This window comes from Cocleimonas flava, assembly GCF_004339015.1.
GTDB lineage: Bacteria > Pseudomonadota > Gammaproteobacteria > Thiotrichales > Thiotrichaceae > Cocleimonas > Cocleimonas flava.
Genome location: NZ_SMFQ01000004.1, coordinates 704606 through 729621 on the forward strand (window position 1 = coordinate 704606; position 25016 = coordinate 729621).

At 42.1% G+C, this 25016-nt stretch carries 22 protein-coding genes and 1 pseudogene; 11 read left to right on the forward strand and 12 right to left on the reverse strand.

The genetic code is table 11. The features are described 5' to 3' along the window. Positions 1-39: 39 nt before the first annotated feature. The 4 genes from EV695_RS14910 to EV695_RS14925 all read left to right on the forward strand — a co-directional run bounded on the left by EV695_RS14910 (position 40) and on the right by EV695_RS14925 (position 5798). A complete protein-coding gene (locus tag EV695_RS14910; RefSeq protein ID WP_131906767.1) occupies positions 40-387 on the forward strand; it encodes a sarcosine oxidase subunit delta in 348 nt (115 codons plus the stop codon). Continuing rightward, positions 384-3371, forward strand: coding sequence for a sarcosine oxidase subunit alpha family protein (locus tag EV695_RS14915; RefSeq protein WP_131906768.1), 2988 nt, complete (start codon positions 384-386; stop codon positions 3369-3371). The genes EV695_RS14910 and EV695_RS14915 overlap by 4 nt, the downstream gene beginning before the upstream one ends. Beyond that, positions 3364-3969, forward strand: a complete 606-nt coding sequence (locus tag EV695_RS14920; RefSeq protein WP_165874724.1) for a sarcosine oxidase subunit gamma — start codon at positions 3364-3366, stop codon at positions 3967-3969. Before EV695_RS14915 ends, EV695_RS14920 begins: the two co-directional genes overlap by 8 nt. Positions 3970-4196: 227 nt before the next feature. Continuing rightward, positions 4197-5798 (forward strand): BCCT family transporter, encoded by a 1602-nt coding sequence (locus EV695_RS14925; RefSeq protein WP_243651655.1) that lies wholly within the window; start codon positions 4197-4199, stop codon positions 5796-5798. Between the two features lie 139 nt (positions 5799-5937). Here EV695_RS14925 and EV695_RS14930 read toward each other — a convergent pair whose 3' ends face one another. The 3 genes from EV695_RS14930 to EV695_RS14940 are packed head-to-tail and all read right to left on the reverse strand — an operon-like array spanning position 5938 to position 8795. Then, a complete protein-coding gene (locus EV695_RS14930; RefSeq protein WP_131906770.1) occupies positions 5938-6174 on the reverse strand; it encodes a FeoC-like transcriptional regulator in 237 nt (78 codons plus the stop codon). Between the two features lie 2 nt (positions 6175-6176). After that, positions 6177-8537, reverse strand: a complete 2361-nt coding sequence (gene feoB, locus EV695_RS14935) for a Fe(2+) transporter permease subunit FeoB (RefSeq protein WP_131906771.1) — start codon at positions 8535-8537, stop codon at positions 6177-6179. Between the two features lie 24 nt (positions 8538-8561). Further along, positions 8562-8795 carry a FeoA family protein gene (locus EV695_RS14940; protein ID WP_131906772.1) on the reverse strand — a complete coding sequence of 78 codons (234 nt, stop codon included), beginning with the start codon at positions 8793-8795 and terminating at the stop codon, positions 8562-8564. Positions 8796-9032: 237 nt separating this feature from the next. Between EV695_RS14940 and EV695_RS14945 the strand changes: the two genes are divergently transcribed. Continuing rightward, complete coding sequence (locus tag EV695_RS14945) at positions 9033-9410, forward strand: hypothetical protein (RefSeq protein WP_131906773.1); 378 nt, start codon at positions 9033-9035, stop codon at positions 9408-9410. A gap of 76 nt (positions 9411-9486) precedes the next feature. On the opposite strand, the gene EV695_RS14950 is transcribed toward EV695_RS14945, so the two are convergent. The 3 genes from EV695_RS14950 to rnt form a co-directional block, all read right to left on the reverse strand. Next, entirely contained in the window at positions 9487-10524 is a 1038-nt protein-coding gene (locus tag EV695_RS14950; protein ID WP_131906774.1) for a ribonuclease T2 family protein, read from the reverse strand. A 184-nt stretch (positions 10525-10708) separates the two neighbouring features. Further along, the gene (locus tag EV695_RS14955) at positions 10709-11059 is read right to left on the reverse strand and encodes a Rieske (2Fe-2S) protein (protein ID WP_131906775.1); all 351 of its coding nucleotides are present in this window, start codon (positions 11057-11059) and stop codon (positions 10709-10711) included. Between the two features lie 68 nt (positions 11060-11127). Continuing rightward, positions 11128-11841: a ribonuclease T gene (gene rnt, locus EV695_RS14960; protein WP_131906776.1), complete on the reverse strand. Its 714-nt coding sequence runs from the start codon at positions 11839-11841 to the stop codon at positions 11128-11130. A 159-nt stretch (positions 11842-12000) separates the two neighbouring features. Between rnt and aceE the strand changes: the two genes are divergently transcribed. From aceE to EV695_RS14980, 4 genes and pseudogenes are all read left to right on the forward strand, one after another. Next, a complete protein-coding gene (aceE, locus tag EV695_RS14965) occupies positions 12001-14661 on the forward strand; it encodes a pyruvate dehydrogenase (acetyl-transferring), homodimeric type (RefSeq protein WP_131906777.1) in 2661 nt (886 codons plus the stop codon). Between the two features lie 14 nt (positions 14662-14675). Next, positions 14676-16346, forward strand: coding sequence for a dihydrolipoyllysine-residue acetyltransferase (gene aceF / locus EV695_RS14970; protein ID WP_207907103.1), 1671 nt, complete (start codon positions 14676-14678; stop codon positions 16344-16346). Positions 16347-16427: 81 nt separating this feature from the next. Beyond that, positions 16428-17858 (forward strand): annotated as a pseudogene (gene lpdA / locus EV695_RS14975) (dihydrolipoyl dehydrogenase); the annotation flags it as partial. Positions 17859-18176: 318 nt separating this feature from the next. Continuing rightward, the gene (locus EV695_RS14980; protein ID WP_131906780.1) at positions 18177-19067 is read left to right on the forward strand and encodes an SGNH hydrolase domain-containing protein; all 891 of its coding nucleotides are present in this window, start codon (positions 18177-18179) and stop codon (positions 19065-19067) included. A 13-nt stretch (positions 19068-19080) separates the two neighbouring features. Here EV695_RS14980 and EV695_RS14985 read toward each other — a convergent pair whose 3' ends face one another. Continuing rightward, the gene (locus tag EV695_RS14985) at positions 19081-19563 is read right to left on the reverse strand and encodes a YajQ family cyclic di-GMP-binding protein (protein WP_131906781.1); all 483 of its coding nucleotides are present in this window, start codon (positions 19561-19563) and stop codon (positions 19081-19083) included. Between the two features lie 272 nt (positions 19564-19835). Here EV695_RS14985 and EV695_RS14990 point away from each other — a divergent pair, with 272 nt between their 5' ends. Next, positions 19836-20369: a copper chaperone PCu(A)C gene (locus EV695_RS14990; RefSeq protein ID WP_131906782.1), complete on the forward strand. Its 534-nt coding sequence runs from the start codon at positions 19836-19838 to the stop codon at positions 20367-20369. Between the two features lie 55 nt (positions 20370-20424). Then, entirely contained in the window at positions 20425-21015 is a 591-nt protein-coding gene (locus EV695_RS14995; protein WP_131906783.1) for an SCO family protein, read from the forward strand. A gap of 168 nt (positions 21016-21183) precedes the next feature. Here the strand turns inward: EV695_RS14995 and EV695_RS15000 are convergent, their stop codons facing one another. The 5 genes from EV695_RS15000 to folB form a co-directional block, all read right to left on the reverse strand. After that, positions 21184-21681, reverse strand: a complete 498-nt coding sequence (locus EV695_RS15000; protein WP_207907104.1) for a GNAT family N-acetyltransferase — start codon at positions 21679-21681, stop codon at positions 21184-21186. Between the two features lie 167 nt (positions 21682-21848). Further along, positions 21849-22601: an RNA methyltransferase gene (locus tag EV695_RS15005; protein ID WP_207907105.1), complete on the reverse strand. Its 753-nt coding sequence runs from the start codon at positions 22599-22601 to the stop codon at positions 21849-21851. A gap of 63 nt (positions 22602-22664) precedes the next feature. Further along, on the reverse strand, positions 22665-23879 hold the full coding sequence (gene ispG, locus EV695_RS15010; RefSeq protein WP_131906785.1) for a flavodoxin-dependent (E)-4-hydroxy-3-methylbut-2-enyl-diphosphate synthase: 1215 nt from the start codon (positions 23877-23879) through the stop codon (positions 22665-22667). Positions 23880-23906: 27 nt separating this feature from the next. Further along, the gene (gene folK / locus EV695_RS15015) at positions 23907-24407 is read right to left on the reverse strand and encodes a 2-amino-4-hydroxy-6-hydroxymethyldihydropteridine diphosphokinase (protein ID WP_131906786.1); all 501 of its coding nucleotides are present in this window, start codon (positions 24405-24407) and stop codon (positions 23907-23909) included. Between the two features lie 56 nt (positions 24408-24463). Further along, complete coding sequence (gene folB / locus EV695_RS15020; RefSeq protein ID WP_131906787.1) at positions 24464-24823, reverse strand: dihydroneopterin aldolase; 360 nt, start codon at positions 24821-24823, stop codon at positions 24464-24466. Positions 24824-25016 lie beyond the last annotated feature (193 nt).

Consider the following 25016-nt stretch of genomic DNA (forward strand, 5'->3'; position numbering starts at 1 on the left):
GGGGGTGACATTACTTATTGATTCAAGAGGTGCCCTCCTATGATTATCAACCACCCTCTTCTCGGCCCTCGAGACGCATCTGAATTCGTTTATCTGGGTGATGCATGTTTAATGAATCGACCAGCCTGGGTTGGAGAAAGAATCGAAGGTGAAGATGCCAATGACGCAAAAACGGCAGAAGCACTCCAGCAATACCACGACTATGTTCACCTAAGACAAAACAATGCGGGCGAACACAAAGAACTTTGGTATCACGAACAAGGTGACCGATCATGGTTAGTTGTGACTCGCAATACCATCACCCATGAAATTTATAATGTTGAATTAGCTAAAGATGTTGCGTTAGCTAATAAAACCGCGCGAGCTTCTCAAGGCGGTAAGAAATGAGCCAAAAAAACAGATTAAATAAAGACAAAAGTAGCGGCTTCATTGATCGTGATAAAACCATCCATTTCAATTTCAATGGTGAACAGTTTGAAGGTTATCAGGGCGATACACTCGCTTCTGCATTACTCGCTAATAATCAAAAACTCGTCGCTCGTTCATTTAAATACCACCGTCCCCGCGGTATTTTCACGGCAGGCTCGGAAGAGCCAAATGCATTGATGCATTTACGTACAGGTGCGTATCAGGAACCGAATGTGCGCGCAACCGTCGCTGAACTTTTTGAAGGGTTAGAAGCGCGAAGCCAAAACCATCGTGGTTCGTTAAAGCACGATTTAATGGCGATCAATGATTTCTTATCTCCCTTCCTTACTGCTGGTTTCTATTACAAAACCTTTATGTGGCCAAAGGCATTTTGGGAAAAACTCTACGAGCCAATCATTCGCCAATCAGCCGGTTTGGGTGAACTATCAGGACAAGAAGATCCCGATAAATACGACAAAGGCTTTTTGCACTGCGATATTTTAATCATCGGCGCAGGCCCTAGTGGTTTAGCTGCGGCATTAGCGGCTGGTCAGGCAGGAAGCAGAGTGATTCTGGCTGATGAAGACTTTGTCATGGGTGGTCGTTTAAATAACGAAACCTATCAGGTCAATGGAATGCATGGCGCAGAGTGGGCGAAGACAACCTTGGCTGAATTAGCCTCGATGGATAATGTACGTTTAATGAAACGAACCACTGTCCTCGGTGCTTACGATCACGGCATATATAGCGCGCTTGAGCGTAAAACAGATCATCTGGCATCCACAGACCCTGTCTATAAAACCAAGCCTCGACAAGTGCTTTGGAAAATCTATTCCAAGCGCGCCATCTTAAGTGCAGGATCTACCGAAAGGCCGATTGCGTTCCCCAATAATGATCGTCCCGGCATCATGCAAGCGGGCGCAGTAAGAACCTATGCCAATCGATACGATGTTGCCGCAGGGCAAAACGTCAGTATATTTACCAATAATGATGATGGATGGCGAACTGCGCAAGATCTCGCAGCAAAGGGAATAAATATCCAGGCAGTAATCGATAGCCGCGACATTCAACCGGTTGCTGAAATTTCTGGTGCAAACATCGAAATGGGTGCTCAAGTGATCGATACCCAAGGTCGTCATGCACTGCAATCCATCCAGTTATCCAATGGTAAAACTTACGATACCGATTGCCTAGCCGTTTCTGGTGGCTGGAACCCGAATGTACAATTGAGTTGTCATCATCGTGGTAGACCGCAATGGAATAAAGATATTCTCGCTTTTGTGCCGAGTGGAGATGGTAGTGGAGGACTCCCTCCAGAAATGCATATTGCTGGAGCCGCAAACGGTGATTTAGACTTGTCATCTGCTTTAAGTAGCGGACACGAATTAGCCAAATCATTATCCAAAGAATTAGGAAATGCCTCCAAAGTGGGGGGGTGCCCTAAGGCAGAATCCGAGTCTATCGCGAACTCCGCTTTCTGGTTTGTAAAGACAGACACCAAATCACGTAGTTGGTTAGACTTTCAAAATGACGTTACCACCAAAGATATCAGACTCGCACAGCAAGAAGGCTTTACCGCAGTCGAGCACGTAAAACGCTACACCACTTTGGGCATGGCAACAGATCAGGGCAAAACCTCCAATATTCCTGCGATGGCTGTAATGGCGGATAATGAAGGCAAAACAATTCCTGAAGTGGGCACCACAATATTCCGCCCGCCCTATACACCCGTATCTATCGCGGCGTATGCGGGTCGATCCCGGGGTAAAGAATTCCGTCCGACACGTCTCACACCCAGTCATCGATGGGCCAAAGAACAAGGTGCAGAATTTGTTGAAGTCGGCGCTTGGATGCGCGCGCAATGGTTTCCTAAAGATGGAGAAACTCACTGGCGCGAAAGTGTCGATCGTGAAGTTACCCAAACACGAAACTCTGTGGGCATCTGCGATGTGAGTACTTTAGGTAAAATCGATATTCAGGGTCGTGATGCGGGAGAATTTTTAAATCGCGTTTACTGCAATACCTTCTCTACCCTCAAAGTCGGTATGGTGCGTTACGGTTTAATGTTAAGAGAAGATGGCTTCGCCATGGACGACGGCACTACCGCGCGTCTTGGTGAACATCATTATCTGATGACCACCACCACAGCCAATGCGGTTGGCGTATCCAGACATCTGGAATTTTGCCGACAGTGCTTATGGCCAGATTTAGATGTACACGTGATCTCAGCCACTGAACAATATGCGCAATATTCTGTGGCAGGTCCTAATGCTCGCAAGCTGTTACAGAAAATTGTTGATCCCGAATTTGATATCAGTAATGAAGCGTTTCCATTTATGGCGTGTGGCGACATTACAGTGTGTGGTGGAACAGCGGCGCGTTTATTCCGCATTTCATTCTCCGGCGAGCTCGCTTATGAAATCGCAGTCCCTACCCGTTACGGTTACAGCATGATGAAAACATTGATGCAGGCTGGCGAAGAATTTGATGCTGTCATTTATGGCACCGAAGCACTCAGCGTAATGCGTATCGAAAAAGGACACGCTGCGGGTAATGAACTTACGGGTCAAACCACCGCGCATAATCTTGGCATGGGTCGTATGGTATCGAAGAAGAAAGACAGCATCGGTAATATGATGTCTGAACGTCCGAATCTTATTAAAGAAGATGCCAATAGATTGGTTGGGTTTGTACCCGTCGATAAAAGCGAGAAACTTTCAGCAGGTGCTCATTTCATCCAGAAAGGAAAAAGCGCCATCACTGAGAACGATGAAGGCTGGATGAGTTCGGTCGCCTTCTCTCCTTCTCTTGGCCATTCGATTGGCATCGGATTTATAAAAAGCGGACATCAACGCATGGGCGAAATCGTGACCGCGAGTAATCCACTTCTAGGCAAAGACGTCGATGTTGAAATTGTCTCTGCCCACTTTGTTGATCCAGATGGAGAACGTCTACGTGTCTAATTTTAAACTTACTGCGCAAACACCTCTAAATGGGTTTGATCAAAACTTTGGAAGCGCCTCTGATGGAATCAAAGTATCTGAATTACTCGGGCACTCTCTAGTGTCGATGGCGATGCCTGACGATCAAAAAGACGCTTTAGCAAAAAACATCAAAGCCGCTTATGATGTGAATTTACCCGAGATTGGTAAATTCACGGCATCAACCGTTGATAACACACGCATTTTAAGACTACAGCAAGAACAGTGTTTTGTGCTTTTTGAAAATAAAGCTGCTAATGAAGCTAATGATACAAGCAGCAATGCGGTCCCTCATATTCGGGAGAAAACCAAAGACGCAGCGTATCTCAGTGATCAATCAGACAGCTGGGTGATGCTAAAACTAAGCGGCAAAAATGTAAAAACTGCATTAGAACGTGTTTGCCCTATCGACTTACAACCCCCTGCTTTCAATACATTTTCTGTGACCCGTACCGCAATGGAACATTTATCCGTAATCATCATGCAGGAAGGAGAAAATGAATATCTACTCTTTTCTCCGCGCTCTTCCGCGAAGTCATTTATGCACATGATTTTAACGTCAATCGAAAATGTGTCCTGACTCAACTAATCCGTTTTTCCGGAGTAATAGGTAAAACTTAATAATCAATAGATAAAAATAGGTAGGTCCTCCCCCTACTTTTATCGGGCTGCACGCGTTACCCTGAAGCTTACTATTTACAATCCATCGCTTTTTGGTGGGTAAATAGATGCCGGAGTCGTGTCCTTAGCAACTTTCAAAAAACGCTATAACTTGGCTCCACCCTAATTCAATTTACGGAGGAACTCGTGCCCAAAATTAAAACTGATTATGAGATAGGACAAGATAATGTAACACCATTTGGAATGGATATTCACAATCCCGTTTTCATCATTTCAGGACTTTCAGTAGTCGCATTCGTACTACTAACCTTGATGTTTCAAGAACAAGCCGCAACATTTTTCAAGTGGTTGCGGCCAGCAGTAACCAGTACATTCGATTGGTTCTTTTTAAGTGCTGCAAATATTTTTGTCATATTTGCCTTCTTCCTCGCGTTATCGCCACTGGGTAAAGTCAGGTTAGGCGGTCAAGAGGCTACCCCAGATTACGGCTATATAGGCTGGTTTGCGATGTTGTTTGCCGCAGGCATGGGTATTGGCTTGATGTTCTTTGGGGTATCCGAACCGATGTCTCATTTCAGCTCTTCCATGGGCGGTGTCACATTAGGTGAAGGTGGTGTCAGAACCGACTGGGCTCCGTTAGGCGGCGCAGCTGGTGATGCTGATGCATCCCGTAGTTTAGCGATGGCGGCTACCATTTTCCATTGGGGTTTACACCCATGGGCGATTTACGCCACAGTGGCATTAGCGCTGGCATTTTTCTCATTCAATCATAATTTACCACTGACCTTACGCTCTGCGTTCTATCCATTACTGGGAGAAAGAGTCTGGGGCTGGCCGGGTCATCTGATTGATATATCCGCCGTATTTGCAACCTTATTTGGCTTAACCACTTCATTAGGCTTTGGCACCACACAGGCACTTGCCGGTTTCAACTTCTTGTTTGGCTGGGGTACTGGCGGCGTCGCTGCTCTTGTTCTGGTAACGGTGATTACCTCGATAGCCTTAATTTCGGTACTGCGTGGTTTGGACGGCGGTGTCAAAATCCTTTCTGAAATTAATATGGGGCTAGCGCTTTTACTGTTACTTTTCATCATTATCGTTGGGCCGACAGCCGATATTTTTAAGTCCTTCTTTTCCGGCGGATTTGAATATCTTAAACAATTAATCCCGTTGTCTACGCCATTTGGTCGTGCAGATACTAACTTCTCTCAAGGCTGGACTTCGTTCTACTGGGCGTGGTGGATTTCATGGTCTCCTTTTGTTGGTATGTTTATCGCTCGCGTATCACGTGGCAGAACGGTTAGAGAATTTGTACTTGCAGTAATCATTGTGCCAACTCTTCTGTGTGTTTTATGGATGAGTGCATTTGGTGGTGCAGCAATATCACAAGTTATCGCAGACGCTTCTGCACCTGTGGCAAAAGTCGCGCAAGAATTAAAACTGTTTGAAATGGTTAAAGGCTTTCCGTTTAGCAGCGTACTTTCACTGCTCGGTATTGTCTTGGTACTGGTATTCTTTGTGACCTCTTCCGATTCTGGATCTTTGGTTATCGACACCATTACTGCCGGCGGTAAAGACGACGCACCCGCAGGACAACGCATCTTCTGGTGTACTTTCGAAGGGCTTGTTGCGATCACACTATTATTAGTGGGTGGTAAAGAAGCACTAGGCGCATTGCAGGCCATGGCCGTTTCAACCGGTTTGCCGTTTACCTTTGTACTTTTGGCGATGTGTGTCAGTTTGTATCTTGGATTAAGCAAAGCTGCAAAAGCTTTGAAGCCTGTCTGAGAGCAATAGCCAAAGGCTTAATGCTATCGGTGCTTTAAAGCATCGATAGCCACCCCCCTACTTATAGCGGCTTTTTTAAGTCATATAAAAAAGCCGCTATAAGTAGGGGGGTGCATTTAAAATTATAAAATAGAAATAGCTACAACCAGCGAACGATCTTCTCATTTGTTACCCATTGATAACTTTCATCTGCATCACCACAGCCATTACAGCTACTTCCGCACGATGCGCCCTGCTCTGCGATCTTTCCTTTTTTAATCCAGTATTCGAGCGCAAGCTTCGCAGCTTCTTTGCTGATATCGAAATGAATCGCGACATCGTTTAACGAAGATTGCTGACGTTGTTGTATGTAGTTTCTGATTTCACCGAGTTTCATGGTTAACTCACCGAGGAGTTCAATGGCTTGTGGTTATCCGGCTCTTTGTTACCTACGACCTTAAACGCGTAAATTGTTGCCGTCAGTATCGCTAACAAACACACCACCCAGATAATTGATTGAGCTGGATGCTGTGAGATCGTTGCTAGTTGATAGAAAATCACTGCTGATGCGTAGGCTAGACCTGTGGTCCATGCGATACCCAGCATTCCCCAACCTTTTGAGGTTTCACGAATCATGGCACCTGTCGCTGCAACACAGGGAAAATAAAGCAGAATAAATAATAGATAGGCGAAGGCGCCAATTTTTCCATCGAAGCGTTTGTGCATTGCGCCAAAGGTTGAAATATCAACCTCTTGAGTCGCGGCTGCTTTCTCGCTATCCGAAATATCATCGACGATGGATAAGCCCAATGGATCCAGCAGGCTATCTGCGACACCTGTTAAGTTTTCTGGAACCGTTAAAAATGCGGCTTTTAAACTGCTGGATAAATCAAAAGCGTCTTCTTTATTTTCGTCTGTATTTCCATCTACAACCTTATTTGCATCTGCCATTTGTGGCTTATCGATTTGAGAATAAAGCGCATCGAGAGTTCCGACCACCACTTCTTTAGCTAACAGGCCAGTAATAATTCCCACGGTTGCAGGCCAGTTATCTTCTTCGATTCCCATCGGTTTGAAGATGGGTGTCACCGTTCTGGCTGTGGCACTGAGCACTGACTTTTCGGAATTTTCATTACCAAAGGTCAAATCTGTACCCAATGAATTTGCTACATTGATACAGGTTACGACGATGATGATGATTTTTCCCGCACCAAAAATAAACCCTTTGAGCTTGCCCCAGCTATTGATCAAAACACTATTTACACTAGGAATCTGGTAATTGGGAAGCTCCATAAAGAAGTCTTCCGCTTCGCCTTTCAATAGGGTTTTACGCAGAATGAAACCCGTCATAATGGCAAATAAGATACCAATCAAATACAACAAGAAAACAATATTCTGCCCGCCTACGGGGAAGAAAGCCGCAGCGAATAAGGCATACACCGCAAGACGCGCACCGCACGACATAAAAGGAGACATCATTACGGTGATGATGCGTTCGCGCGCATCGTCCAGAGTACGTGTCGCCATAATACCGGGAACGTTACAGCCGAATCCGACAATCAACGGTACAAAGGCTTTACCAGAAATGCCCAGTTTGCGCATAAAGTGATCCATGACAAATGCCGCACGCGACATATAACCGGACTCTTCAAGAACCGTAAGGAATAAAAACAAAGCGCCGATAATAGGAATAAATGTAGCAACAACCTGAACACCACCACCAACGCCATTGGCCACAATAGTAATTAACCATTGGGGTAAGCCAATGTTTGCCATCAAACTGCCCAAGCCATCCACAAAGAATGCTTGTGCGGTAAGGTCGAAAACATCGATGAAGGCTCCACCAAGATTGATACTGAAGGTGAATAGCAAATACATCATCGCTAAAAATATTGGCACACCGAGCCAGTTACCCAGTACGTATTTATCAATTTTGTCAGATCGTGTACGGCTGACTTTTCCTTGTTCTGTAACGACTTTTTTGGCTAATTCTGTGGCTTTTTCGAAGCGTACTTCTGCCAGCAGAAAATCAAGTTCTTCACCTGTTTTTGTTTCAATCTCAGCGATCATCTTCGCTGTCAATTCAGACTGATTTTCCTGTAATATTTTTAGTGCTTGTGGGCGATTACACTCATGTTTGCGTTGTAATTCAGCCAAGGCAATCTCGACATTCTCATCGTATTGCAGGGTAAAATCTTCAGGGTTTTTGTTAGCCTGACTGGTTTTAATCAGTTGCTTTTGTATCTGCGCTGAGGTCTGACTACCTTTCAAAGATATCGGGATGATTGGGCACTTTAGTTGATGAGCTAATTCTTCAACGTTGATTGTCATCCCACGTTTATTCGCCACATCCATCATGTTCAGATAGACCAGTGTCGGGATACCCAATTCACGCAATTGCAGGGTTAGGTATAAGCCTCTTTCCAGAGTGCTTGCATCAAGAATATTAACGAAGATATGTTCGGGACAATCAAGGCAGAACTTTCGTGCAATGACTTCATCTTCAGAGGCATCGGAATAATCCAGTGAATAGGTTCCGGGTAAATCGATAACGCGAATACTTTCACCGTTATATTTGAAATAACCCTGCTTGCGCTCAACCGTTACCCCTGGCCAGTTGCCCGTACTTTGTCGTGCACCTGTGAGTTTATTGAATAAGGTAGTTTTACCCGCATTGGGATTTCCTACCAATGCGACTTTCAGATTATCACAAGAGACTTGCTCTTGATCACAACCATTACCACAACATTTTTTTGCCATTTTTTTTACCAAAGCTGGCGCTAATTAATGTTCCTTAGAAACAAGAATTTTTTCTGCGATTGATCTACCGAGACTAATACGGCTATTGTTATTTGCCAGTACCATATCACCACCGCGATTACGTAATATCTGTAGGTTAGAACCAATGCCAATACCCAACCCAAGAAGACGAACCTGTGTTTTACAGTCAGACACAATCTTCTTTACATAAACGTGAGAAGACTCTTGTTGATTAATTAAAGGGCTGGTTTTTAACATGTTTAGCTCAAACTGGATTTCACTAATAAACGGGATATTTAAAGTGTAAATAAGCAAATACTTAAATGCAAATGATTCTCGTTTTTGAACGTGACTTATATCAATAAAAGACTTTTTAGTCACCCCCCTACTTAGGGGCATTTTTTTATTTGTTCGTTTTTATAAAAGATGAACCCAGCCATCGCTTTAGCTATTCGAGATATATACAAATGATTTAATTGAGACAACAATAACTGCATGCCTCAACGAACGATTTACAGTGTGATTGAATCTCCAACACACCCTCACTTAACTGCGTTATATCAAACGCTAGGTATTGAAGAGCTGTGTTTTAAATCGATGCGTAAGTTGATGGCTAAAATAAAAAATACACCACCTGATTTTATCGCCGCTGAATTCTTTTACGGTTATGGAAATAATTATGCAGGTGTCAATATCAGCAATCTTGATGTCATGCTGTACTCCTTACAACGCTATGCTCCGGATACCAAGGTCTTAGTTTTTGTGGATAAAAACGAACGTCAATACGTGGACAAACTGAACGATATTTTACCTTTGCATGCTGTATTTAAGCGGCCGTTTGATGAGACCGAGATCGTAAAAGCCCTTGGCTAGGATCTTGATTAAAACGCTTGAGATTAAATGATTAAGGCTATCTTACTAAATGTGCGTGAGATATCTTAAACAAGCTCTAACCTGCCCTGTCTACATAACCTTTAAAACAGGTAGAGCCTGCATCAATGGCAGATTTCATTAATCTAGAAACATCTAAATCATCTGCAGATTTATCCGTAACCACACCGGTAAAGTTTATCCATAATTCACTGATTCGACCTTTGCGGTCACAGCGTAAATCGACTTTTTTGCCCGCACCTTTGCCAAAAGAATTATCAAAGGATTGACGAATCTGCTTTAAGGAAACCTTTCTACCGATATTTTTAGATAATAAACGACCGACAGCAGACTCATTAATTTTTTGCGTTAGAGCGATCGAATGCTGATAGTAAGTATCAGCGTCAGTGCCATAGCAAGTACCGTGTTTTATCCATTCATGACGATGTAGATTTGACGCATAACCGGGCATCACAAATGCGAGTTTTTTAACCGTTTCATGAGAGAGTTTGAGTGGCTCTAAAAGATGCCAGCGTTTATTTCGATCGATACCTTTGTCGGTATCACTCACACCGCAATAAGCATTTGCACGTGGCTGAGGCCATAAGCCATGCAACGAAAGATGCGTTGCGTCGTATCTATTTTCACCCAGACTGCGGCATTCTTTTTTCCTAGATCTCGACTCACAGAAGGTTGGCATCCAACTCAATGCCAATAAGTACTGACCTGATTTTGCTTTTGTCTTGCCAGGTTTTGATGCGATTGTTTTTAGAGCATTTTTGTTATTGTTCGAAATACCGCATTGATCTGTTTTTATTCCACAGCGGCTATCAATCCAGCGTTCCTGTCTATCGATACCTTCTATTCTGACCCGATAGTGAGTACCTTTCTTACTTTTTTGAATGATCGAATAGCTATTCCCTTCTGTGACAGTCACATTTCCAGGGTTGGTTTTCTTACGAAAAGATTGAAATGCGGGACATGATTTCTGAATTTCAAAACACTGGTTTGGCTTTTTAGCGTAAGCCGGAAATGCAAACAGTAGTGAGAGTATAAAACCAAGGACAGCTGTATATCGAAAAACACTTTGATTTAAAACAACGTTAATTTGCAACATGCTCTTGGCTATTCCTTTTTGTAAACAATAAACGAAAGGTTAAAAACTTTAAATTAAGAGAGAATCAAGGGCCTGAAAGTTCATTGAACTATTAAGATGAAGAAACGTGAAAAATAATCGAATCTAATATCAATGACACCCCCCTACTTTAAGGGACTTTTTTTAGTATTTATATTTCAATGAGTTAACTAAGATAAATAACACCATCTTTAATCACAAGGTTAACGGAAGTTAGGCTGGCACCTATGCAAGGCCCTTCTATACAGACTCCCTCTTCTATGGTGAATTTCGCTGCGTGCATAGAACAAATTATATGTTCTTTATTTTCATCAAGAAAATCATCGGGGTTCCATTCCAAAGGAGCCAAGGCATGCGGACATACATTTAGATAGCCAAAAACGTCATCGCCTTTTCTTATTATAAATATTCGTGATGAGTTTTGTTTTACATCAACGGTAAAACCTTTACAGGATAGATCTTCAAGATCAGAAAGCTTGCACAGGAATTGATTAGTTACAGCGCTGTCTTTTTTCATTGAGTTTCATTTTGGCTTTTGCGTGGTTATTTCTTATATTTGTTATTCTCGTTTGTAGACCTTAGACGCTAGTCTTCTGCACCATCTAGTTTCTTGGTTCCTATTTTGTCTTCCCATTGATTTATGATATTACAAAATAAATCTGCTGTCTTTTCAGTATCATACACAGCCGAATGAGCTTCATTAGCATCCCACGGAAATCCAGCTGCTTTAACAGAGCGAGCTAAAACCGTCTGTTTATAGGCCATTGCCGCTAATGTCACCGTATCAAACGTACTGAACGGGTGAAACGGATTACGTTTTTTAGCAATTCGCTGTACCGCTGCATTCAAGAAATTAAGATCAAACGCCGCGTTGTGGCCTACTAAAATGGCACGCTTGCAATTGTTCGCCTTCATTTCTTTTCTAACAATCAGAAAAAGCTCATCCAGACACTTCTTTTCATCGACGGCAATAGCCTGACGAAACGGTAGATTTGGGTCTATACCATTTACTTCTAAAGAAGCTGGCTCAAGGTTAGAACCTTCAAAAGGGCTGACATGCCAACCATAAGTACGGTGTGGTGCAAGCATGCCATGTTCATCAAATCTGAGTGTAACGGCAGCTACTTCTAATAGAGCATCGGTGTGGTGATTAAAACCACCCGTTTCCATATCAATCACTACGGGTAAAAAGCCGCGAAATCTTCCTCCTAGTGGATGAAGACATTCTTCAATATTTTCAGTCTCTTCTGTTTCTGATGTACTTGTATTAAGCAGTGGTGTTTTTAGATTTATTTCCATCAGGCGAGCTTACAACAATCGCCCTAAAAATAACACCAGACGATTAATATATTATTCTATCTCTGTAACAGATTGAAATTTAAACCGATTTATTTTGGATTGACAAAAAATAAATAGAAGCTACACTTTGTGGCACAATAAAATCACTGAGATGAAATAATGAGTAACGACCATATAAATGATGTTGATCCACAGGAAACGCTGGATTGGACAGAATCTATCGAAGCGATAATTGAGGCCGAAGGCGTTGAACGCGCTCACTTCATTATCGAAAAGTTAATCGATACTGCACGTACTAACGGTGCAAACCTCCCTTATAGTGCAAGTACTGCTTATATAAATACTATTCCTCCTCATTTAGAAAAAACCTGCCCGGGTGATGCTGGACTGGAAAGTCGTATTCGTTCCTTTATACGCTGGAATGCTGCGGCAATGGTTGTAAGAGCAAACCGCAAAGCGAGTGAACTTGGCGGACATATAGCATCTTTTGCCTCATCCGCAACTTTATACGATGTGGGTTTCAATTATTTTTGGCGCGCACCTACTCCGGATCATGGTGGCGACTTAATCTATTTTCAGGGACATGCTTCCCCTGGCATTTACGCGCGTTCTTATTTAGAAGGACGCTTCGACGAAGCAACACTCGATACTTTCAGACAAGAAGCTGGCGGCAAAGGCTTATCTTCTTACCCTCACCCATGGTTAATGCCTGATTACTGGCAGTTCCCTACTGTTTCGATGGGACTCGGTCCAATTAAGTCGATCTACCAGGCGCGTTTCATGAAGTATCTGCAACACCGTAAATTAGCTGATACTAAAGACAGACGCGTGTGGGCATTTTTAGGTGATGGTGAAACCGATGAACCCGAAACACTGGGTGCTATCTCGTTGGCAGGTCGTGAAAAATTAGAGAATCTGACGTGGGTTGTTAACTGTAACTTACAACGCCTTGATGGCCCTGTTCGCGGTAACGGTAAAATTGTTCAGGAATTGGAAGCAGTCTTCCGTGGCGCAGGCTGGAACGTTATCAAAGTATTATGGGGAAGCTACTGGGATCCATTACTGGCTAAAGATAAAGACGGCATCTTGAAAAAGCGCATGCTTGAAGTTGTTGATGGTGAATTCCAGAACTACAAAGCGAAAGATGGTGCTTACGTTCGTGAAAACTTCTTTGGTGCTTACCCTGAGTTGAGCGCAATGGTTCAAAACATGACCGATGATGATATCTGGCGTTTGAATCGTGGTGGTCATGATCCACATAAAGTCTATACCGCTTATGATTCTGCAGTGAATCACAAAGACGGCCCTACGGTTATTCTTGCGCATACGGTAAAAGGTTACGGTATGGGTGCTGCAGGTGAAGGTCAGAATCGTACTCACTCACAAAAGAAATTAACAGAAGATGAAATGATCGCTTTCAAGGACCGTTTCAATATTCCTTTAAGCGATGAAGATGCAGCTGCAGCACAATACTATCAACTGGATGATGACAGTCCGGAGAAAAAATACCTGTTAGATCGTCGCAAACAACTCGGTGGCTCATTACCTGTGCGCAAAAGTACAGCGGCTCCACTTGAAGTTCCACCTATCGATATCTTCCAGCCATTACTTGATGGATCAGGTGATCGCGAAATGTCTACTACCATGGCATTTGTGCGTATATTAACGATGATTACCCGTGACAAGAAGATGGGTAAATACGTGGTACCAATCGTTCCTGATGAGGCGCGCACCTTCGGTATGGAAGGCATGTTCAGACAGCTCGGCATATTCTCATCTGTCGGTCAGCTATATGATCCGCAGGATATAGAACAAGTGATGTTCTATAAGGAAGACAAAACCGGTCAGATCCTTGAAGAAGGTATCACCGAAGCTGGCGCGTTCTCATCATGGATCGCAGCTGCTACGGCATACAGTACGCACAGCGTTAATATGGTTCCGTTCTATATTTACTACTCTATGTTCGGCTTCCAACGTATTGGCGACCTTGCATGGTCTGCTGGTGATTCACGCTCACGCGGATTCCTTATTGGGGCAACGGCAGGTAGAACAACACTCGCTGGCGAAGGCTTACAACATCAGGATGGACATGGCATGGTACAAGCCGGATTGATTCCAAACTGTATCAGTTATGACCCTACTTTCGCCTATGAAATGGCAGTCATTATTCATGACGGTATGAATCGCATGTACAACAAGCAGGAAGATGTTTACTACTACATCACTGCAATGAATGAATCTTATAAACAACCTGCTTTACCGAAAGGCGCAGAAAAAGGCATCGTTAAAGGCATGTACTTGCTGAAAAATGGTGGCAAGAAAAAGAACAAAGTCCAGTTAATGGGCTCAGGAACTATCTTGCTTGAAGTCATTGCGGCAGCCGATTTATTACTCGAAGACTGGGGTGTGGATTCTGACATCTGGAGTTGCACCAGCTTTAATGAACTCGCTCGTGAAGCACACGAAGTTGAGCGTTGGAATAGATTACATCCATTAGAAGATGCGAAAGTGCCTTATATCACCAAGCAATTAACGGGTCATCGTGGTCCTGCAGTAGCGGCGACTGATTATATCAAGCAGTATCCTGAACAGGTAAGAAAGTGGATACCAAGTGCATATACCGTTTTAGGTACAGACGGTTTTGGTCGAAGCGATACGCGTGTTGAACTACGTAAGCATTTCGAAGTTGATCGTTACCAGATAACAGTTACAGCGCTTAAAGCGTTAGCTGATGATGGCACATTACCTGCGGTGAAAGTCGCTGATGCGCTTGAAAAGTACGGTATTGATACCGATAAACTTAACCCACTACAAGCTTAAGGGAGGCCACGATCATGAGTATTAAAGAAATCGTAGTACCCGATATCGGCGATTTTGATGCCGTTGAAGTTATCGAAGTATTGGTCGCAGAGGGAGACTTCATTGAAGCTGAAGATTCAATCGTAACGGTTGAATCAGACAAAGCCTCTATGGAAATCCCGAGTAGCGCGTCAGGTAAAGTTCTTAAGTTAAAAGTTGGACTCGGAGACAATATCTCCGAAGGCACTGTGCTGTTGATGTTAGAAGTGGATGATTCTGAAAAAGCAGAACCTTCATCAAAAGACTCTTCGGCAACAGATACGCCTGAGAAACCTTCTGAACCAGTGACAACCGAAGCACCAGCAACACCTGAGTCGAAAAGCGAAAAGCCCGCTGCAGCTTCGACATCTTCAGCCGGAACAACCAGCATTGAAGAGATCGTAGTACCAGATATTGGTGATTTTGATGAAGTTGAGGTTATCGAAGTACTTGTTACAGAAGGAGATATGGTAGAAGCAGAAGATTCACTTATCACGGTTGAATCAGATAAAGCCTCTATGGAAATCCCCAGCAGCGCTTCGGGTAAAGTCCTAAAGGTTAAAGTAAATATTGGCGATAAAGTCTCAGAAGGCTCTGTACTATTAATGATGGAAGTTAATAGTGGGGGAAGCGACGCCAAACCAGAAGCGGCCCCTGAACCCAAAGAAGATGCAGTGAAACTCAATGTTACTGCTCCCGCTGAGGCTAAGCCAAGTAAATCTTCCGTTGATAAATTATCACCAACAGTACACCTGGATGAAAAACGCTTCAGCAAAGCTTATGCCAGTCCGTCTGTGCGTAAATTCGCACGTGAACTTGGCGTAGATTTAGGCGAGGTTTCAGGTACAAGTCGTAAAGGACGTATTAATAAAGACGATGTAAAAGGTTTTGTTAAGAAGGCTTTAACGACCAAATCAGCTGGTTCATCATTAGGCGTAGCACCTATGCCTGAAATTGATTACTCAAAATTTGGCGAGATAGAAACACAATCTCTGAGTAAGATAAACAAGCTTACTGGTGAGTTTTTACATCGTAGCTGGGTGACTGTTCCTCATGTTACACAGTTCGATGAAGCCGACATTACAGAAATGGAAGCTTTCCGTAAGCAAATGGGCAAGGAGATGGAAAAAGATGGCATTAAAATCACGCCGTTAGCTTTCATTATTAGAGCGGTTGTTACAACGCTTAAGCTCTACCCTCGTTTCAATAGTTCTTTGGATAATACTGGCGAAAACCTGATTCTTAAAAAATACTTCAATATTGGTGTGGCAGTTGATACGCCAGATGGGCTTGTTGTTCCTGTTATTCGGGAGGTTGATCAAAAGTCACTGGTAGAAATATCACAAGAAATTCGTCAATATGCGCAATTGGCACGCGACAAGAAATTGAAACCTTCTGATATGCAAGGTGGTTGTTTTACGATCTCTAGTTTAGGTGGTATCGGCGGAACTAAATTTACGCCTATCGTCAATGCACCTGAAGTTGCTGTGCTCGGTGTTTCTAAGTCATCCATGCAACCACAATGGGATGGTACTGAGTTCAAACCGCGCCTAATGTTGCCATTATCACTCTCTTATGATCATCGAGTGATTGACGGAGCAGATGGCGCACGATTTACTTCACATTTAAGTAAAATGTTATCTGACATTCGTCGCATGATGGTTTAAAGTATACGGCTAAATAATAATTGATTATATGATTGACTTTTTTAATTATAAAGTTTACCGCAAACAATAGAAGGAAGTATTAATATGCACGCACCCCTAGTAGTCCTAGGCTCAGGCCCAGGTGGTTACACAGCAGCCTTTCGCGCAGCAGACCTTGGTCTTGAAGTAATAATGATCGAGAAATATGAAATTATTGGAGGAGTCTGTTTAAACGTAGGCTGTATTCCTTCAAAGGCATTATTACACACTGCTTCAGTTATTAGTGAAGCAGAAGAAGCAGGAAAGCACGGCGTTAGCTTTGGAAAACCAAAGATTGAAATCGACAAAGTACGTGAGAATAAAGATGAAATCGTCTCTAAACTTACCGGTGGATTAAAAACACTTGCTAAAATGCGTAAAGTTACCGTAGTACATGGTTATGGTAAATTCACTACTGATAAAGCGATTGAAGTAGTAGCAGAAGACGGAACTAAAACCGAAGTTACTTTTGATAATTGTATTATTGCAGCAGGTTCTCGTGTAACTAAATTGCCATTTATTCCATGGGATGACCCACGCGTAATGGACTCTACAGGCGCTTTAGAACTCGAAGATATACCCGAGCGTTTATTAGTTGTTGGTGGCGGAATCATTGGTTTAGAGATGGCAACTGTTTATGATGCACTTGGCTCTCAAGTAACCATCGTAGAACTATCTCCGGGCCTAATGCCTGGTACTGATCGCGATCTTGTTAAGCCATTAGAGCGTCGCATTGCCAAGCAATACGAAAACATTTTCACGAATACTAAACTTGCTTCTATTGAGCCAACTGATGCTGGTATGTTATGTAAGTTTGAAGCACTTGATGAAAAGACAGCTAAGAACGTACCTGAGTCTGATACATTCGATCGCGTACTTGTTTCAATCGGTCGTTCACCAAACGGTAAATTGATTGACGCTGATAAAGCAGGTGTTGCAGTGGATGATCATGGCTTTATCGCTACTGATAACCAAATGCGCACTAATGTGCCTCACATCTTTGCGATTGGTGACATCGTTGGGCAACCAATGCTGGCTCATAAAGCAACACATGAAGGCAAAACAGCCGCTGAAGTTATTGCGGGTCACAAAGCATTCTTTGATGCTCGTGCCATTCCATCTGTTGCTTACACTAATCCTGAAATTGCATGGATGGGTAAAACAGAAGAAGAGTGTAAAGCAGAAGGTATTGAAATCACCAAAGGTGCATTCCCATGGGCTGCAAGTGGACGTTCATTAAGTAACGGCCGTAGCGAAGGTATGACTAAGGTAATGTTTGATAAAGGTACTGGCCAGATCATCGGCGCAGGTATCGTTGGAACAAACGCTGGTGAGTTAATCGCTGAAGCTGTATTGGCACTTGAAATGGGTGCTGATGCTGAAGATATTGGTTTAACTATTCATCCGCATCCAACACTTTCTGAAACATTCAACTTCGCTGCAGAAGTTGCTGAAGGTACTTGTACGGATATTTACGTACCAAAAAGAAAGTAAATGTTTTAGTTAGCGACTCTATCCATTAATTATTCGCTTAATTAATGAATAAATAAGCAACTCAAAAAAGGCGTTCATTTGAACGCCTTTTTTTATGACACGCTCTTATTATTTATATTACTTAGGTCACCCCCCTACTTTGAGGCGTTTTTTTGTTCGTGCCTTTCAAATGATTACAAACATTCTAAAGCTTCTATGCTTTCGTCTTTTACTATGCCGCCACGTTATAATATTCAGCATGGCATTTAATCAACATCGTACTTAATCAAATTGCACTTGTTCGACAATCAAATGTCATAGCAACGTAACGATTTGAAGATGAAAGACACCGAAAAAACACAGAGAATGAAAACCATTAATAAACTTGCAGCATGCCTTTTCTTAGCAGTATTTAGTTTTATTCTTGCTAATACTGTTTGGGCTGATACTAGCTCTGATACCAATGTTATTGCGCTTGAAGAAAGTGGGCACAGTAGCGAACAAACGAATCACAAAGAGAATGGTGAATACGTAAGAAAACGCTTTCTGCGCTTAATGAAAAAGCCTTTCGATACTAAAGACTCAAGAACCAGAATTCTGATAATCGGCGATAGTCACGCTCAGGACTTTCTAAACGCCATTGCTGAAAACAAGCTATTAAAAAACAGTCAGATAAGAACGCGCTATATTCCCACCCGTTGCCAGATATATCTTGGGAAATCAGCTTATAAAGAAATTCATGAAAATGATGTAAGCCTCTGTAATCAATCAGATAGCCTGGAAAGTGCGAAAGCACAAATAACAGAAGCCGATATCATTATATTTTCAGCACTCTGGAGAATGTGGGCAGTAAAGGCCTTACCCAGAACCATCAGTAACCTTGGACTTTCTCCAGAACAAAAACTGTATGTAATCGGTAGACGTAGCTTTTTAAAGCCTAACAAAGAACAACTGCATGACCTATCTAAGAACCAACAGCAGAACTTGAGATTAGCAGTAGACATTCATCAACAAGCCATTAATACAGCAATGGCCAAGGTACTGGATGTACAGACATTTGTAGATGTACATTTTTGGGTATGTGGGCGAGAAGCAAGTTGCCCTGTTTTCACTGATAACATGAAGTTAATTTCTTTTGATGGTGGCCATCTCAGTAAAGATGGCGCACGCTATCTGGGCAGGATTCTCTTTAACAAGTCTCAGTTATCAGCATTAATCAACCCTGATTAATACTGCTGCAGACTTAGTCTCTAAAGTTTGTAAATTGCACAGGCACACCTATGTCTTCACCACGTAGCATTGCCATTACCTGTTGCAAGTCATCGCGCTTTTTGCCGGTAACTCGCATTTGCTTGTCCTGCATTTGAGTGGTGACCTTAAATTTACCAGCCTTAATCAATTTGCTCACTTTACGGCCAGCATCACCATCTAAACCTTGTTTAAGTAAAATTCTCTGGCGCGTATTTTTTAACTGACCTTCGATATCCTGAATATCCAGAGCACTGGTATCTACTTTTCTAGCGACCATTTTCGAGCGCAATACATCACGCATCTGTTTTATCTGGAACTCACCTTCAGCCTTTAATGTAATGACTTCATCGTTTAATTCAAATGAGCAATCACACCCTTTGAAATCATAACGAGTACTGACTTCTTTATTGGCTTGATCGACGGCATTTCTTAACTCATGCATATCAACTTCTGAAACCACATCAAACGATGGCATAGTTTTACCTCTTTACGATTTTATTATTTATGATAGGCGTATTTTACACCATTATTCTACAGCAAAAAACTCGTGACCGAGTTGTAACTTAAGACTAACTTACTCCTAAATAGCTAAGAAATATAAGGATTTCTTAGACTTCCGCAGCCTTAAAATATTTTATGGATCGTGCTGACTTCTCTCTACAATTTTTAATCATAACTACCCTATGAAAATGCGTATTCACAGTTATATACTACGTGTTCATTTATAAACTTATATCGGTATTTCTTATGTCTAGAACCTATCAATTGACGTTAATTCTTTTGTGTTCTTTTGTTCTCAATGCCTGTGACAACAGCAAACCTGAAGCAGAGGTAGAGACCAAAAAAGAGGTTAAAACAGAGACAAAGTCAGAGAAAAAGACAGAAGCAAAAGCCGAGATGTCAGCTGCAGATTCAATAACAATTGTTGACCCTTACATAAGAGCCATGCCTCCCGGTCAAAAAGTAACGGCAATGTTTATGACGATGGAAAATTCATCGCCTTCATTACAAGATCTAGTATCTGCAGATACCACTGCCAGTGAACATGCGGAGCTACATGAACACAAAATGATTGATGGCATGATGAAAATGGGACAGGTTGAAAAAATATCCGTTGAGGCAAATGGATCTGCAGCACTGAAACCAGGTGGTTACCACATTATGTTGATTGGCTTGAAAAAAGACCTTCAACCCGGCGAAATGGTCGATATTAAGCTGACCTTTAAAGACGGTTCGAGTAAAACAGTAAAAACAGAAGTGAAGAAAATAGCCGTTAATTAATTCACCTCTTCTAAGCTACTGATTTTAAATCAACTAAATCCAGAGAAACACAATTATGTCAAAAGCCCTTATCCCACTTTCTATTATCGCGCTTGTATTAGGCTTAGTTATTGGGAATAGCTTTTTTGAAGCACCAAAGCCAAAATCTGGTGAATACATCGATCCACCTGGCGGTGATTTCACGCTACAAAGTATTAACGGTGATGTCAGCTTAAGCGACTACAAGGGCAAGGTTACTCTTCTGTATTTTGGTTATACATTTTGCCCAGACGTTTGCCCAACCTCGCTATCTCGGGTAGGGGCAGCATTTAAAAAGCTCAACGAAGATGAGCTTAAACATGTTCAAGGGATACTTATCAGCGTAGACCCAGATCGCGATACACTGCAAAAACTAGCGGACTATACAAAGTACTTTCACCCTCAAATAGTGGGAATAACGGGTACTAAAGAAAAAATTGATGAAATCGCTGCGCGGTATGATGTTAAATATCGAAAAGCAGAGGGCACAACTGCGGCTAGCTACCTTGTTGATCACACAGCCTATATTTTCGTTTTGGATAAAACAGGAAAGATCAGAGAATATCTTCCACATGCTGTCGAAGTAGATCGTGCGGTTGAGGTTATTCGTAAGCTGATAAATGAGTAGCTAGCTCGACGAGAAACACGGCACAATTAATTATTAATCACGCCACTTTAATAACGTTTTCGTTTTCGGTTTAGCTTTAAACGTTACTAAGTCACCCCCCTACTTTGAGGGCTTTTTTCAAGGTAAATAGAGCTAGTGCAGAACTGGATGTTTATGTAGTTATATGAACTAGAGCATCTTCTGCCAATGGCCAACATCGACCCATTGATCAAATTTAAAACCTACTTCTTTAAAGCGGCCCGCCTTTTCAAAACCTAATTTTTCATGAAGTTTCACGCTAGCTTCGTTTGGCAAAGCGATAATTGACATCAAGGTATGCGCTGAAGTGGTGTTATCGATGAGATCAAACAGGTGCTGATAGAGCTTTGTGCCAAGACCCTTTTCACCGTTTCCATTTTCCGTATAAATCGTCACCTCTAAAGTGCCCTTATAGGCTTCTCTCACAGCGTATTTATTGGCATAGGCATAGCCAATGATCTTGCCTTGCTGCTCATAGACTATCCACGGATAAGACTCGGTAGTAGTGCTAATGCGACGAGTCATCTCTTCAACAGAGACAGGGTCGTATTCAAAAGAGATACAGGTGTTCTCGATATAGTAGTTATAAATTTCACAGATTGCAGCTGCATCATCTGTGGTTACGGAACGAATCAAACCCGAGCTCATCTGAACCCCCTAGCGCTTTAAATGGTCAAGGTAGCTAGTTTAATTAAAGGATTTAGAGCTGTCTATTCAAGGTTTTATTTATTAGCGTAATTGGGAAATTATCAAGTCACCCCCCTACTTTGGAGCACTTTTTTCTAATGATATTACTTTGTTATTGAATAACGCTTTTAGTCTTTAAGTTCTTTTTGAATAGAAGCAAGAATGCCACGCATGATATTCAATTCTGTCTCATCCATCTCAGCACGATTAAACAAGGTCTGTAACTTCTGCATTATTTCACCGGGGTGCTTCTTAAAAATGAATCCCGTTTCAGTTAATGTTTCATCGAGATGCGTGTAAAACAAATCCATCTGTTGCGTATTAGGGTATTGTTTTGGCGCTTTATTTCTATCGTCTGAATTTAGCGCCCCATCCCCTGAAACAGCCAGGTGTTGCTTGAAAATTTCGTAACAAAAAGTCTGAACAGCAGCCGCAATATTCAAAGAGCTGTAATCAGGATTCGTCGGAATAGTCGCACGATATTTACACAGGGAAAGATCCTCATTGACCAGTCCCATTCTTTCCGGACCAAAGACTAAAGCCACCTTATTCGTGGCTGAGGCTGTATAGAGCTTTTCTGCCGTTTCTTCAGGATTCAAAACGGGCAGATCATAACCGCGTGTTCTTGCCGTACTCGCAACAACAACCGTGCAGTCTTTTATTGCATCAAATAAATTATCGACTTGTGTTGCGCTTTGCACAATATCGTCAGCACTTGTCGACATCTTTGTCGCTTCATCTCTGGCTTGTTGCGTTTCGAAATCTTTTGGGGCAACTAAGTAAAGCTCACTTAAGCCCATTGTCTTCATCGCACGCGCCGCTGAGCCGATATTACCAGGATGAAAAGTGCGTACGAGCACAACACGAATATTATTTAGCACGATATTTTTCTATGAATTAAAAGTAATTGAATTAAAGGCTTTGATTTGAACAGTATGAAGCAATCAGGAGTAATGACTTTGAACATAGGTTTCAACTATCTGCTGAAATTCCTCTGCAATGCTATCGCCTTTCAAAGTCACCGTTTTCTCTCCATCTTCATAAACGGGAGCGACTGGCTTTTCACCACTACCGGGTAAACTGATGCCTATATTTGCCTGTTTACTCTCACCTGGACCGTTAACCACACACCCCATGACTGCGACTGACATTTCTTCAACCCCCGGGTATTGGTCTCTCCAGATTGGCATTTGATCGAGTAGATAGGTTTGAATATCCTGCGCTAAATGCTGAAAATAATCGCTTGTTGTGCGACCACAACCCGGGCACGCAACAACTTGAGGCGTGAATGAGCGCAGACCAAGTGACTGTAAAATTTGCTGACCGACAATCACCTCTTTTTCGCGCGCTTCACCCGGTTTTGGTGTTAGTGAAATACGTATCGTATCCCCTATGCCTTGTTGTAATAATATAGATAGCGCTGCGGTAGATGCGACAATACCTTTGCTACCCATTCCCGCTTCTGTTAAGCCCAAGTGCAACGGATATTCACACTTGTCAGAAAGCTCTTCGTACACTTTGATAAGTTCTTGCGCGCTACTGAGCTTGCATGAAATAACAATTTTGTTAGCGGGTAAACCATATTCTTCGGCTTTGGCGGCACTGCTCAATGCTGATTCTATCAAGGCATCATGCTGTACTTCTGAAAGCTCTTTTGGTTTATCTAGCTGATGATTTTCGTCCAGCATTCTTGCTAATAATTTCTGATCTAATGATCCCCAGTTCACACCAATACGCACCGCTTTATCGTATTTAACCGCGAACTCAATCATCTGTGCGAATTGCTCATCGCCGCGTTTACCTTTACCCACATTTCCGGGATTGATACGGTACTTAGCTAAGGCTTTGGCACATTCAGGCACCGCACTTAGCAGTTTGTGTCCATTAAAATGAAAATCACCAATCAATGGAACATCACAACCCATTTTGTCTAGACGCTCTCTGATTTCCGGAACGGCTTCAGCGGCTTCCATGGTATTTACCGTAATACGCACAAGTTCAGAACCTGCTTTGGCTAATTCAGCAACCTGTTTAACCGTTCGGACGACATCAGCTGTATCCGTATTCGTCATTGACTGCACTACTACTGGCGCATCTCCACCAATAAGAATATTGTCTACATTAACGGCGAGTGTCTTTTTACGATTTGTTTTGGACATGATGAATCAGCTTTTCTGTTGAGGGTTTTATTGAATCTTGAGTTTTGGAAAATCAGGCACTTCAGTGAGACTATTTTTATCTAAATCTGACTCTTTTGCTAGTTGAGCAATGGTTTTCTTTTGTTCTGGATGCACGGTTTCAGCCGCTATCTCTGCCAAAGGGAATAACACAAAAGGGAATTTGAGTATTTCAGCACGCGGGACATCGTTATCTGGGCGTAAAATTTCATCACCATAGAGAAGTACATCAACATCTAAAGTACGGGATATGAATTTGGTTTTACTTCTTTTCCGAGCGTGTTGATTCTCTATACTTTTTAGAAAATCTTTTAAATCAGCGTAGCTTAAATCTGTTTCGAATCCGGCAGATATATTGATAAAAGCATCGCCTTTAAAACCAAAGGATGCGCTCTCGTACGCCTTGGAAAATACCATATCAGGAAATTTTCTTTGTAATTCATCGACACAGGACTGGATATTCTTTTCTCGATCAATATTGCTCCCAATATCGATATATACAGCAACCATTTACATTACCTTAATCAGGTCTAACATTTAAAAAAATTTAACTGACACAAAAGGAATTAACCTGTTGTTCGAGTTCTTTCTATTATAACACCCACTTCTGCAGAATCTGTGACTGCCATGGGTTTACCAAGAGATACTTTTATCCAGGGAATATTCATTTTATCCAACAATAATTCAGCAATGTGTTCTGCAAGCGCCTCTACTAGTTGAAATTCACTTTTATCAACAAGGTCTTTCACTAGTTTTGCGGCTTCTTTATAGTTTAATGTGTCTTTAATATCATCAGATTGAGCCGCATTGCGATTATCCCAGCCCATTTCGATATTCACATTAATTTGTTGCTGTATTCGTCTTTCCCAATCATAAATACCTATCACAGCATCCAAACGTAAATCACGAATATAAACAATATCCATTAAGAATCCTTTTATTCTAGTCCTTTAAGCCTGTTAGTTTAAATGATTAGCTACAGTAATTATGTATTTTTCTTCAACATGACTTATGACGTTTTTATGCATTACAGAGTAAATAACAATATTGATCTTGTCTTACACTATTGGCAAAAGACTTAAATTACACGAATAAAAAATATATCAAGCAATAAAAAAA

Bases quoted from the DNA above. Each gene is read 5' to 3' on its own strand.
- rnt (WP_131906776.1), bottom strand. From the start codon at position 11,841: ATGGAAATAAATCTAAAAACACCACTGCTTAATACAAGTACATCAGAA.
- aceE (WP_131906777.1), top strand. From the start codon at position 12,001: ATGAGTAACGACCATATAAATGATGTTGATCCACAGGAAACGCTGGAT.
- EV695_RS14915 (WP_131906768.1), top strand. From the start codon at position 384: ATGAGCCAAAAAAACAGATTAAATAAAGACAAAAGTAGCGGCTTCATT.
- feoB (WP_131906771.1), bottom strand. From the start codon at position 8,537: ATGGCAAAAAAATGTTGTGGTAATGGTTGTGATCAAGAGCAAGTCTCT.
- EV695_RS14985 (WP_131906781.1), bottom strand. From the start codon at position 19,563: ATGCCATCGTTTGATGTGGTTTCAGAAGTTGATATGCATGAGTTAAGA.
- aceF (WP_207907103.1), top strand. From the start codon at position 14,676: ATGAGTATTAAAGAAATCGTAGTACCCGATATCGGCGATTTTGATGCC.
- EV695_RS14910 (WP_131906767.1), top strand. From the start codon at position 40: ATGATTATCAACCACCCTCTTCTCGGCCCTCGAGACGCATCTGAATTC.
- EV695_RS14990 (WP_131906782.1), top strand. From the start codon at position 19,836: ATGTCTAGAACCTATCAATTGACGTTAATTCTTTTGTGTTCTTTTGTT.
- EV695_RS15000 (WP_207907104.1), bottom strand. From the start codon at position 21,681: ATGAGCTCGGGTTTGATTCGTTCCGTAACCACAGATGATGCAGCTGCA.
- folB (WP_131906787.1), bottom strand. From the start codon at position 24,823: ATGGATATTGTTTATATTCGTGATTTACGTTTGGATGCTGTGATAGGT.
- folK (WP_131906786.1), bottom strand. From the start codon at position 24,407: ATGGTTGCTGTATATATCGATATTGGGAGCAATATTGATCGAGAAAAG.
- EV695_RS14950 (WP_131906774.1), bottom strand. From the start codon at position 10,524: ATGTTGCAAATTAACGTTGTTTTAAATCAAAGTGTTTTTCGATATACA.
- EV695_RS14995 (WP_131906783.1), top strand. From the start codon at position 20,425: ATGTCAAAAGCCCTTATCCCACTTTCTATTATCGCGCTTGTATTAGGC.
- EV695_RS14955 (WP_131906775.1), bottom strand. From the start codon at position 11,059: ATGAAAAAAGACAGCGCTGTAACTAATCAATTCCTGTGCAAGCTTTCT.
- EV695_RS14930 (WP_131906770.1), bottom strand. From the start codon at position 6,174: ATGAAACTCGGTGAAATCAGAAACTACATACAACAACGTCAGCAATCT.
- EV695_RS14945 (WP_131906773.1), top strand. From the start codon at position 9,033: ATGCCTCAACGAACGATTTACAGTGTGATTGAATCTCCAACACACCCT.
- EV695_RS14980 (WP_131906780.1), top strand. From the start codon at position 18,177: ATGAAAGACACCGAAAAAACACAGAGAATGAAAACCATTAATAAACTT.
- EV695_RS14940 (WP_131906772.1), bottom strand. From the start codon at position 8,795: ATGTTAAAAACCAGCCCTTTAATTAATCAACAAGAGTCTTCTCACGTT.
- ispG (WP_131906785.1), bottom strand. From the start codon at position 23,879: ATGTCCAAAACAAATCGTAAAAAGACACTCGCCGTTAATGTAGACAAT.